An 11,084-nucleotide genomic window follows, 5' to 3' on the forward strand; every position below is an offset into this window, starting at 1 on the left:
GCATTACCTTTCATGTAACCAGAAGGAGCGGGCAGACGGATCCATCTCGGTCAAAAAGCCGCCGCGCTCGAGTGTTGACAGCACGCCGCCAGCCGCGGCGGTACGAAGCTTGAGATCCTTGCCACTGGATTGCGCCGACAGACGTGCCGCCTCAATCAACTGGACGAAACTCAAATCGGCATCCGCATCGTCGGGAATATCGAGCACCAGGGATTTTGCCCCTGATAGACCAGCAAGGATCTCATCCCTGGTGGCCTGCACCGTCCGGATGGTCAGCGCCGACGGCAGCGCTATAGTCTCATGCGAAAATGGTTGCGTTGTCATATTTATTCTCGTCCAGCTAGCGCAGATATGGGTTGACGTTTGGAGAGTTTCGGGCGGATGACACTTGAATCGGGCATGGCGGGGTCAAGCGCGGGTACCTGGTCGAGACATAGTCGCGCATTGGTGTCGCCACCGGTCATGATCGATACGATCTGCGGCCATTGCCGTTCGAAGGCCTCGACACAGAGCGGGTCGAAGTGCCGCCCTTTTTCCTGTCGTATGTGCTCAAGTGCCTGTGCAAGCGTCCAAGCCGGCTTATAAGCGCGCGGCGAGCACAAGGCATCGAACACATCAGCCAGCGCCACGATGCGCGCCTCCAGAGGGATCTGCTCGCCCACAAGTCCTTTCGGATAGCCGCTGCCGTCCCATTTCTCGTGGTGTCCGCCAGCAATCCGCTCGGCCACCTGCAAAAGGTCAGAAGTGCCATTCTCCAGAATTTTCACGCCGATATCGACGTGATGGCGCATGACTTCACGCTCGCTCTCCGTCAGGCGTCCCGGCTTCGACAGGACACCATCGGGTATCCCGATCTTGCCGACATCGTGCAACGGCGCTGCAAGATAGATTTTCCGTTGCCGCTCTTCATCAAGCCCGAGGTCGCAGGCCAGCAGTCTTGCGATCTTCGCAACCCTGGACACATGATCACCCGTCGCCCCGTCGCGATATTCGATGGCGCGGGCAAGACGCCAGATCAGTTCCTCTTCGCTGGCAGCGAGTTCGGCCGACTTGGCGGTAACGGCAGCGGCAAGGCCATCGGCCTTATGAGCCAGTTCCACCTGCGCCCGCCTCAGGCTCAAGAGATTGCGTACTCTCGCCCTCAGTTCAACCGGGTCCGCGCTCTTGCGCAAAAAGTCCGTGGCGCCGGCGTTCAACGCATTGAGGCAGACAGCCGCTTCGGTTTCCGACGTGACCATTACGATCGGCACCATTTCGTAATTCGACATCGCACGCAGAGCGGTGATTACGTCGATGCCGGTCAGCTTTGGCATGTTGTAATCGACCAGAACCAGATCGAACTGGCGCGCGGCACAGGCACGAATAGCCTTCTCGGGATCCGTAAAGGTTTCCACCTCCAGACCCGGCAATTCGCGAAGTTCCAGACGCAATGCCAGCAGTATTGATCGGCTGTCGTCTATGAGAACGGCGTGCAAGATCGACTCCACTCTACCATCAATCAGGGCTTGAAGCAGGCGGGAGCGCACGCGCATGGTGTCATGCCGTGTGAAGAGCCATTTCAAGCGCTATTTATTCATGTTGCGAATTTTTGGAATCGTTCCGCATCATGCGGGGATGGAAGTCCGGGAGGTTGTGGCATAGCCATCAAAAGCTCCGGGTTTCTGGTGTGAATTCTTACGACAGTAAGTTAAGATAGAGCTAACGTTTTTAGTGCAGCACTACTTTTAATTGCTAATTCTAATATGCCATAGGTTTAAGGGGTTATTTAAGTATATGTTATGATTAGGAAAATTAGGCTGGACTTGAAAAATAACAAATATATGTCCTTAAAAAAATGAAAAGGAGCATCCTAATATCGCGTCGAATCAGTGCATGTGCTTATGAGGGAATTACTGAGGCACCTTCAATCGAAACGGGAATGACACTCTATCCAGCGAATCACCCCTTTGGCTGCTGCACGGCCCGTCGCCAGGCAAGCGGTCAACAAATAACCGCCGGTGGGCGCTTCCCAATCAAGCATCTCGCCAGCCACGAACAGTCCAGGGCGCTCTATCAGCATGTAGGACCCATCGACGACGCGCCAGGCAATACCGCCGGCCGATGAAATTGCCTCGGCAATCGGCCGAGGTCGCAGCAATGGCACAGCGAGTGCCTTGATAGACGCCGCAAGAGCATCAGCATCGCGGCTGGCGATGTCAGGAACCAGTTCCCGCAATAGAGCGAGTTTCACACCATCGAGCCCGGCACCCTTGCGCATCCGGGTTGAGAAGCTGGCCTTTGCCGGTTGGCGGGCAAGGGCGGCGGCAAGCTTGTCCTGTGTCTTGCCGGGTGCAAGATCAAGCAGCAGGTTTGCCCAGCCCCGTTGCTCCAAATCATCACGCAGTGCGGCGGCATGGGCATAGATCAAGCTGCCTTCGATACCATGCCGGGAAATGACGAATTCACCCTGCGTGCGCCTGGCCGCCGACAAAGCGATGACGGATTTTATCGGTGAACCGGCAAACCGGTCCTGGAACATTTGGCTCCAGGCCACATCGAACCCGCAATTGGCCGGACGAAAATCGGCAACGGCAATACCCGCTTGCCGCAGCCACGGCACCCACGCGGCATCGGACCCGAGCCTCGGCCAGCTTGCACCGCCAAGCGCCAGCAACGCGGCATCTGGAGAGACGGTGATGTCGCCCTGTGGCGTGGCAAAACGGTAACCGTCTTCGGCAAAGCCCGTCCAGCGATGACGGGTAAGCACCGTGACGCCTCTGTCTTGCAAGCTCTTGATCCAGGCGCGCAACAGCGGTGATGCCTTCATTACGGTCGGAAATACCCGGCCGGAGGAGCCGACAAAAGTTTCCGTACCGAGATCGGCCGCCCAAGCCCGAACGTCCTGCGGCCCGAAATCGTCCAGTGCAGGCTGCAGGCGTTGTCCGGCTTCTCCAAACCGGCCGGAAAATGCCTGGTAATCTTCCGAATGAGTGATGTTCAGCCCGGATTTACCGGCAAGCAAGAATTTCCTGGCCAGCGTCGGCATGGCTTCATAAACCGTCACCGCATAGCCGGCGTGTGACAGCACGTCCGCCGCCATCAAACCCGCCGGCCCACCGCCAATGATTGCCACGGTTTTTCCCGCCACCAGGATCCCTCTGCCGCCCGCCCGCTTTCACTGCCAGCCTTGTGGGCAAACCTAGCAGGAAAAGCAAGATATTACGGCTTTGACCGATGGAGTCAGAGCATTCAGGCATTTCATGGAAACGTCTGAATGCTCTGATTTTTGTTCTAAAGCATTTCCGACGCAAAACCGCTTCGCGCTTTCGCTGGCACTGCTTTAGCCGATCGCCATCAGGCTGGCATTGCCGCCGGCCGCCGCAGTATTGGTCGAGATCGACACTTCCTCGACCAACCAATCCAGGCAATAGGCATCGTCATCGGCCATCTTCTGGCTCGATGCCGCCTGAACGAGAACCAGCGGGCCGGGTAGCGCTGCGATGGCCTTCATATCGGCGACGATGCTCTCCCCTTCCCCCTCCAGCAGCGCGCCGGCGAAGGGACCGGCAGCAGAGAAATTGGAACGGGGCACAAACCGGATACGAGTCCGCAGGCTCTCAGGAAGGTCTGAAAGCGTCGCAGCAAGCCCTTCGCTCTCCGCGATAACGACGCTATTGCCTGTCGCAAGCGCGCTTGCCACCTGGCGATAGAGACCGGCGGTGCTGCGCGGCATCAGGAGGATAGAGCCACGGCCATGCAGGGCATAGAGATTGCGCTCGCCGACCGGGCCCGCGAGTTCCTGAACGAGTCCCACGGCCGACAGGCTGCCAAGATGGCGCGCCGCTTCTGCGGCACCGTCTTCGCCGCGCGCCTCTAGCAGGCGAATGAAATCCAGCAGTCCGTTGTCGACATGAACCGAACTATGGCGGGGAGGCACCGGCGGCGTCTGTACCAGACGGCCCAGATAAAGCGGCCCGCCCGCCTTCGGTCCGGTGCCGGAAAGGCCCCGTCCGCCAAACGGCTGCACGCCGACGACAGCCCCGATGACGTTGCGGTTGATGTAGAGGTTACCAGCCTTAATCCGAGCAGTAACATGAGCGATGGTCTCATCCAGCCGGGTGTGCAGACCAAAGGTCAGGCCGTAGCCGGAGGCATTGATCTGGTCGATCAACCGGTCGAGATCGCGGCGACGATACCGCAACACATGCAAGACCGGACCGAAGACCTCCCGGCCGAGATCCGACAGCGCATTGATCTCAATGATCGTTGGCGCGACATAGGTGCCGAGACTGATATCGTCGCCCCCGCCGATCTGCTCGACGGCAAGACCACGCGCCCGCATCGCCTCGATATGGGCCTCGATCACGCCTTTGGCCTCGTCCGTGATCACAGGGCCGATATCGGCCGACAGGCGGTCGGTGCGACCAAGCGTCAACTCATGCAGAGCGCCCTTCAGCATGGCAAGCGTACGGTCTGCCACCTCTTCTTGAAGGCACAGTACCCGAAGCGCAGAACAGCGCTGACCGGCACTGTCGAAGGCGGAAGCGATGACATCAGCCACCACCTGTTCGGCCAGCGCCGAGGAATCGACAATCATCGCGTTTTGGCCGCCGGTCTCGGCAATCAGCGGGATCGGCTTGCCACTCGGTCCAAGCCGGCTTGCCAGTTGCGCCTGAATCAGTTTGGCGACTTCAGTGGAGCCGGTGAACATCACGCCGGCGACCTCGGGTGCGGCAACCAGCGCAGCACCGACCCGCCCATCGCCCGGCAGAAGCTGCAGCGCCGTTGTCGGTACCCCGGCTTCAAACAGAAGGCGAACGGCTTCGGCGGCGATTAGCGGCGTTTCCTCGGCGGGCTTGGCCAGAACCGGATTGCCGGTCACCAGAGCCGCCGCCACCTGGCCGGCAAAAATCGCCAGCGGAAAATTCCAGGGGCTGATGCAGACGACCGGCCCAAGCGGCGCATGTACCGGCCCAAGTGTCCGTCGCGCCTGTTCGCCATAGTAGCGCAGGAAGTCGATGGCTTCGCGCACTTCGGCAATCGCATTGGCGGCCGATTTTCCCGCCTCCCGCATGATCAGACCGAGCAGCACCGGTAACCGGGCTTGCATCAGATCGGCGGCCTGCTCGAGAATGCGGGCGCGCTCGGACGGGGGTGTCGCCGCCCAGGCCTCGGCATGATCGGCGGCATCGGCAACCGCCTGGCGTGCCTCCGCCTCGCTTGCCTCCCTGACATGGCCGACGACATCCCGATGATCACCAGGATTGAGAACCGGACGAGAAGGCCACTCGCCTGCCGCAGCGATCAGGCAGGGCGATGCCATCCAAGGCGTCTGGCTCGTCTGGCGCAAAGTGTCGCCGAGCGTCTGCAGGACCGCTTCGTTGGAGAGATCAAGACCGGCGGAATTGTTGCGCGCACCGAACAAGTCGGTCGGTAGAGCAATACGGTCGTGCTTTGCACCTGGCACCGTCATCGCCCTGACAGCTTCGACCGGATCGGCAATCAAGGATTCCACGGAAACCGAGGGATCGGCGATCCGGTTGACGAAGGAAGAATTGGCGCCGTTTTCGAGCAGCCGACGCACGAGATACGCAAGCAGCGTCTCATGCGTGCCGACAGGAGCGTAGATCCGGCACGGTCGGTCGAGCTTCGCCTTACCCACCACTTCGTCATAGAGCGGCTCGCCCATGCCGTGCAGGCATTGGAATTCATAGGAGCCGGTCGAAAAATCAGGCCCAGCCAGATGATAGATCGCTGCCAGCGTCTGGGCATTGTGGGTGGCAAATTGCGGGAAAATTACATCGCGGGCATCCAGCAGCTTCCGGGCGCAGGCGATGTAGGACACATCGGTGTGGACCTTGCGTGTGTAGACGGGGAAATCCTCCAGTCCGTCCACCTGGGCGCGCTTGATCTCCGCATCCCAATAGGCACCCTTGACCAGCCGCACCATGATGCGGCGCTGAGCGCGGCGGGCGAGATCGATGATGAAATCCAGCACGAAGGGGCAGCGCTTGCCATAGGCCTGCACCACGAAGCCCATGCCGTCCCAGCCAGCGAGATCGGGATCAAGGCAGAGATCTTCAAGCAGATCCAGCGACAACTCCAGCCGGTCGGCTTCCTCGGCATCGATATTGAGGCCGATATCATAGCCTTTGGCAAGCTGCGCCAGAGCCTTTACCCGCGGCAGCAGTTCCGCCATGACCCGCTCGGCCTTAGCGCGACTATAGCGCGGATGCAGCGCCGACAGCTTGATGGAGATGCCCGGACCATCGTAAATGCCGCGCCCGGCAGACGCCTTGCCGATGGCATGGATAGCCTGCTCATAGTCGGCAAAATAGCGCTTGGCATCAGCACCGGTGGTCGCGGCCTCGCCCAGCATGTCATAGGAATAGCGAAAGCCTTTGGCTTCCAGCGGAACCGACCGTTTCAGCGCCTCCCCGATGGTCTCGCCGGTCACGAATTGCTCGCCCATCATCCGCATGGCCATGTCGACGCCACGGCGGATGACCGGCTCGCCGCACCGAGCGATCAGCCGAGTCAGCGCTGCCGACAGGCTGCGGTCGTTGACCGTCGCGGTCAGCTTGCCGGTCACGACAAGACCCCAGGTAGCGGCATTGACGAACAGCGACCGGTCGGTGCCGAGATGTGCCTTCCAGTCACCTTCAGCGATCTTGTCGCGGATCAAGGCGTCGCGCGTGGCATCGTCGGGAATGCGCAGCAATGCCTCGGCGAGGCACATCAGCGCCACGCCCTCCTGACTGGACAGCGAATATTCATGCACCAGACCTTCGACGCCGCTGCCTCGGTGCTTTGCGCGCAGCGCTTCCACCAGCTTGCGGGCCGTGGTCGCCACTGAATAGGCCATCTCTGACGGCAGGGTTGCCGCGTTCAAGAGCGGCGCTAGGCATTCCGGTTCGGGACGCCGATAAGCAGCGGTGATAGCCTGCCGGAGCGGGCTTTGCTGCCGGACTACTGGAGCGAAATTTGAAAAAATCGGCTCTTGCGAAGAGGAAACGGCCTGCGCTGCGACGGAAACGCTCTGGTTCATCACACATATCCTGGCTGGAAGGATCACATGCCATCATCATACCACGTCTGCAATTCAGTAAGAGAACTTGAATTTGCGCCACTTCTAGGTAATTTCTCCAAAAAATAACAAGACTTTGGGAAAATTAATGGTGAAAGCGGACATCAGCAGTGAACTCGACACATTCGATTTGAAGATCGTCGAAGCCCTGTCACAGGACGGGCGCATGTCGATAACGGAATTGTCGCAGCACGTGGGCCTGTCGAAAACCCCATGCCAGGTGAGACTGAAACGGTTGATGGACGAGGGCTATATCCTCGGCTTTCGCGCCGTACTCGACGCGCGCAAATTCGGTCTCGACCATATTGCCTTTGCCGAGGTCAAATTGTCCGATACGCGCGAAACTGCTCTCAGCGAGTTCAACACCGCCGTGCGCAAGATCCGCGAGGTGGAGGAATGCCACATGATCGCCGGCGCCTTCGACTATCTGCTGAAGGTGCGCACCAGCGATATCAGACGCTACCGTCAGGTTCTTGGCGAGAAGATTTCCAGCCTGCCGCATGTGGCGAGCACATCGACATTCGTGGTCATGCAGGCGGTCAAGGAATATGGGCGATAGTCTCCCATTACGCCTGTCAGCGGCGATCAGTGAACCGTGTCGGGACGCTGATGTTCGTCGTCGAGAATGCGATAGACTTCGTAGAGCGCGTTGACGAGCACATCGGTCAGCGTATCGATTTCCTGGCTCAGAACCAGGGCTGCCAAGTTGGAATTTTCGATGCTCGCATCCGGTTCGAAGTCGTCAGACATAGGCCTTATCCTGTATTCCGGGATCATCCCGGTGACCGCGAGCCGTCCCATTGCGCCGCAAAGGCGCGAAAAGGCTCCGTCGTGTTATGTCGACGCATCTTCGCAGCGAATCACCGATCGGCCCGAAGAGCGCTTGTGCCGGGTAACATCGTCATCATGACGAGGACTTGCCGTAACACTATTGAAAAGCCTAGAGGCACTCGCTTGCGCGGAACTGGATCGTCTCCTCGTCTTTGGTAAGGGCGTGGCAGCAAGGCCCAACCCGCCATGGAAAAACAAATCAGGGCGTAAAAACCGATGTTTACCCTTACCGGCCTACACAGCTACGAGCAGGAGATCAAGAAGAGCCGGTTTCGCGCACAGGCTTTTGCCGTGACGGATGAGGGCGAGATCCGGTCCCTTCTCGATGCCCACGCAGATGCGGGCGCCAATCACAATTGCTGGGCCTGGCGGCTTGGTCAGGCCTATCGCTTTCATGATGACGGAGAACCGTCGGGCACTGCTGGCAAGCCGATATTGCAGGCGATAGACGGGCAGGCGCTGGATGGGGTTCTGGTCATCGTCACCCGGTGGTTCGGCGGCATCCTGCTGGGCAGCGGCGGGCTGATGCGCGCCTATGGCGGCACGGCGGCACAGTGCCTGCGAGACGCACCGAAGTCAGAGATTATCCTGCGAACCGAGCGGAGCATGCATGTCGGGTTTAGCGATCTCGCCTTGGTCAAGGCCAGGCTCGCCGCAATCGACAATCTGCTGATTCGCAGCGAAGCCTTTACCGGGACCGGCGCCGAGATCACTCTTGCCATTCCAGACGGAAGCCTGGAGGTGGTCATCACGATGGTCAAGGATATCACGGCTGGCAGGACCATCGTGAGCAGCGAGGACGAACCTTAAGCTTAGAGTCTGTCAGGTTCAGATTGAACCAGACAGACTCTAAGCTTCTTTGTTTTCGTTTGTCTTTTCGGGAAAACCGGGGTCCGCTTTTCCCTGACAAACTCTATTTGCGCCCACCGCGACTGTACCACCAATAGAGAAGCGGCCGCACCAGCGAGCCGAAGCGGGCGAGAAGCAGCAGCGTCATGCCGAAATAGATCTCGCTGCGACCCTTTTGCAATTGGCTGACGATCCTGGCCGCCACAGCGTCGGCACTCCAGGGCTTGACGGTGCCCATCACCCGCTGCGCCTGCGGCGAGCGCAGAGGAAGTTCTCCGGCCAATTGCGGCGTATCGGTATCGGGCGGAAAGCAGATCGCGACCTTCAGCTTCGTCCCAACCGCTTCCATCCGAAGCGAATCGGCAAGGCCCACCAGCGCAGCCTTTGAGGCGCAGTATGGACCATAGCCATGCAGACCGATGAAGGCGGCCCCAGACGAGAGAAACAGCATGGTGCCGCCTGCGCTTGCCATAGCCGCCCACAGCGCCTTAGCCGCGTGAATGGTGCCCATGACATTGATGTCGAGCTGGCGGCGCGCATCGGCGATATCAATGGCCTCCAGCGTCGCCGGATGCACGACACCGGCGCAGGTAATCAGCAAGTCGCAGGGGCCAAACCGCTGCTGCGCCTCTGCGATGGCTGCGGAAATTCCGGCAAAATCGGTGACATCAGCGCTCTGCAGGCCGATGTCGGCCTCTTTGGCGTGGAACCGCAGTTGACCGCGCGCAGCTTCAAGCCGCTCAGGCGAACGGGCGATCAGGGTCAGCTTAGAACCCTTGGCAAGATAGGCCTTGGCCAGAGCCAGGCCGATGCCGCTCGATCCGCCGGTGATGATCACATGGCGTGGCGCATTGCGGCTGGTCATGGAATTGGGCCTTCAGCGCTGCTGCGCGAGCTGTAGCATGACCTTCTGGACATCCATGGAGCCCATTCCGAAATTCTCCGCCTTCAGGCGATCGAGAATTTCAGCGGTCTTTTCGACGCTGCGGATGATCTGCTCCGGCTGATGGGCGCTGGTGATGAAGAAACGCAGCCGCGCCAAGCCCTCCGGCACCGCCGGATAGATGATCGGCAAGGCATTGATGCCAGCCTCGAACAGCTCGTTCGACAGCTGCACGGCCCTGAGCGAATCCGCGACAATCACAGGCACGACGGAGAAGCCTTCGCTAAGGCCGGTATCCAGGCCCTTTACCTTGGCGTGATCGAGAAACAGCTGGCTGTTGCGGCGCAGCGCTTCAACCCGCTCCGGCTCTTCCTCGAGAACTGAGAGGCTAGCGATGGCAGACGCTGCCAAGGCCGGGGCGAGACCAACACTGTAGACGAAGCCTCCAGCCTGCGCCTTCAGCAAGGTGATCAGCGCCTCGTTGCCGGCAACATAGCCGCCGCAGCTGCAGGTCGTCTTGGAGAGCGTTCCCATCCAGATATCGACTTCAGCAGGATCGATGTCGAAATGTTCGAAAATGCCGCGGCCGCGCCCGCCGAGTACGCCAAGCGAATGGGCCTCGTCCATCATCAGCCAGAAATTATACTTCTTCTTCAGCGCGATCAGGCCGGGCAGGTCTGCCACGTCGCCATCCATCGAAAAGATGCCCTCGGAGACCACCAGGATCCGCTCATGCAGCGGAGAAAGGCTCGTAAGGATCCGTTCCAGATCCGCCACGTCATTGTGCTTGAAGAAGCGCCTGTTGGCACCGGACAGCTTGATGCCGGTCAGAGCACTGTTGTGGATGAACTCGTCATGGATCACCAGATCCTTAGGGCCCATCAGGCTGCCGATGGTGGTGACATTGGTGAGATAGCCGCTGACGAAACAGATGGCGGCATCGGTTTGATAATTGCGGGCGAAAGCCTCTTCGAGCTCGGCATGAATTGTCCGCTCGCCAGCGACCAGCCGACTAGCGGACGCAGAAATTCCAAACTGCTCGATCGCCCTCAAGGCCGCCGAGCGAACGCGTGGATCACTATTCAAACCGAGATAATCGTAGGAGGCGAAATTGTCGAGCGAGCGGCCGTCGATATCGGCAATGGCTCCTGAGGAGCCTTCATGGGCGCGATAGAAGGGGTTGTCCATGTCGAGCTGCTCGCTGACGAGCTTCTGCATCATGACTTGCTTGTACTCGGGCAGATCGGCAAAACCTGCCTGGCTGCGCGTCACACTCTGCTGGCTGCGGCTCGCCCGACTGCGATCCACATCCTTTTGCACGCCGCGCATGCGAGCCAGCAGGTCCTGACGCTTATTCTCGTTCATACGCAGCAAACCCTAGCAAATTTTAGTGATCGTCCATCACCTATGCAGAATGGAGCGGTATTTTTCAACCCAAACCTAGGCAAAACGGCA

9 protein-coding genes are annotated in these 11,084 nt (G+C 59.6%); 2 read left to right on the forward strand and 7 right to left on the reverse strand.

Going from position 1 to position 11,084, the window contains the following annotated elements; translation table 11 throughout:
• Window positions 1-3 precede the first annotated feature (3 nt).
• From BJF91_RS18295 to putA, 4 genes are all read right to left on the reverse strand, one after another.
• Entirely contained in the window at window positions 4-324 is a 321-nt protein-coding gene (locus BJF91_RS18295) for an STAS domain-containing protein (RefSeq protein WP_075615957.1), read from the reverse strand.
• A 2-nt stretch (window positions 325-326) separates the two neighbouring features.
• The gene (locus BJF91_RS18300) at window positions 327-1,475 is read right to left on the reverse strand and encodes an HD domain-containing phosphohydrolase (RefSeq protein WP_075616096.1); all 1,149 of its coding nucleotides are present in this window, start codon (window positions 1,473-1,475) and stop codon (window positions 327-329) included.
• A 428-nt stretch (window positions 1,476-1,903) separates the two neighbouring features.
• Window positions 1,904-3,127 (reverse strand): TIGR03862 family flavoprotein, encoded by a 1,224-nt coding sequence (locus BJF91_RS18305; RefSeq protein ID WP_139310762.1) that lies wholly within the window; start codon window positions 3,125-3,127, stop codon window positions 1,904-1,906.
• Window positions 3,128-3,319: 192 nt separating this feature from the next.
• A complete protein-coding gene (putA, locus tag BJF91_RS18310) occupies window positions 3,320-7,027 on the reverse strand; it encodes a trifunctional transcriptional regulator/proline dehydrogenase/L-glutamate gamma-semialdehyde dehydrogenase (RefSeq protein WP_075615959.1) in 3,708 nt (1,235 codons plus the stop codon).
• A 127-nt stretch (window positions 7,028-7,154) separates the two neighbouring features.
• Between putA and BJF91_RS18315 the strand changes: the two genes are divergently transcribed.
• Complete coding sequence (locus tag BJF91_RS18315) at window positions 7,155-7,625, forward strand: Lrp/AsnC family transcriptional regulator (protein WP_075615960.1); 471 nt, start codon at window positions 7,155-7,157, stop codon at window positions 7,623-7,625.
• Window positions 7,626-7,651: 26 nt separating this feature from the next.
• Here the strand turns inward: BJF91_RS18315 and BJF91_RS25055 are convergent, their stop codons facing one another.
• On the reverse strand, window positions 7,652-7,816 hold the full coding sequence (locus BJF91_RS25055; RefSeq protein WP_162843886.1) for a hypothetical protein: 165 nt from the start codon (window positions 7,814-7,816) through the stop codon (window positions 7,652-7,654).
• Window positions 7,817-8,113: 297 nt separating this feature from the next.
• Here BJF91_RS25055 and BJF91_RS18320 point away from each other — a divergent pair, with 297 nt between their 5' ends.
• Window positions 8,114-8,707 carry an IMPACT family protein gene (locus tag BJF91_RS18320; protein ID WP_075615961.1) on the forward strand — a complete coding sequence of 198 codons (594 nt, stop codon included), beginning with the start codon at window positions 8,114-8,116 and terminating at the stop codon, window positions 8,705-8,707.
• A gap of 103 nt (window positions 8,708-8,810) precedes the next feature.
• Here BJF91_RS18320 and BJF91_RS18325 read toward each other — a convergent pair whose 3' ends face one another.
• Both BJF91_RS18325 and BJF91_RS18330 read right to left on the reverse strand, forming a co-directional pair.
• Window positions 8,811-9,611 carry an SDR family NAD(P)-dependent oxidoreductase gene (locus BJF91_RS18325; RefSeq protein ID WP_075615962.1) on the reverse strand — a complete coding sequence of 267 codons (801 nt, stop codon included), beginning with the start codon at window positions 9,609-9,611 and terminating at the stop codon, window positions 8,811-8,813.
• A 12-nt stretch (window positions 9,612-9,623) separates the two neighbouring features.
• On the reverse strand, window positions 9,624-10,994 hold the full coding sequence (locus tag BJF91_RS18330; protein WP_075615963.1) for an aminotransferase class I/II-fold pyridoxal phosphate-dependent enzyme: 1,371 nt from the start codon (window positions 10,992-10,994) through the stop codon (window positions 9,624-9,626).
• Window positions 10,995-11,084 lie beyond the last annotated feature (90 nt).

This window comes from Gillisella taibaishanensis, from assembly GCF_001938985.1.
GTDB classification, from domain to species: domain Bacteria; phylum Pseudomonadota; class Alphaproteobacteria; order Rhizobiales; family Rhizobiaceae; genus Allorhizobium; species Allorhizobium taibaishanense.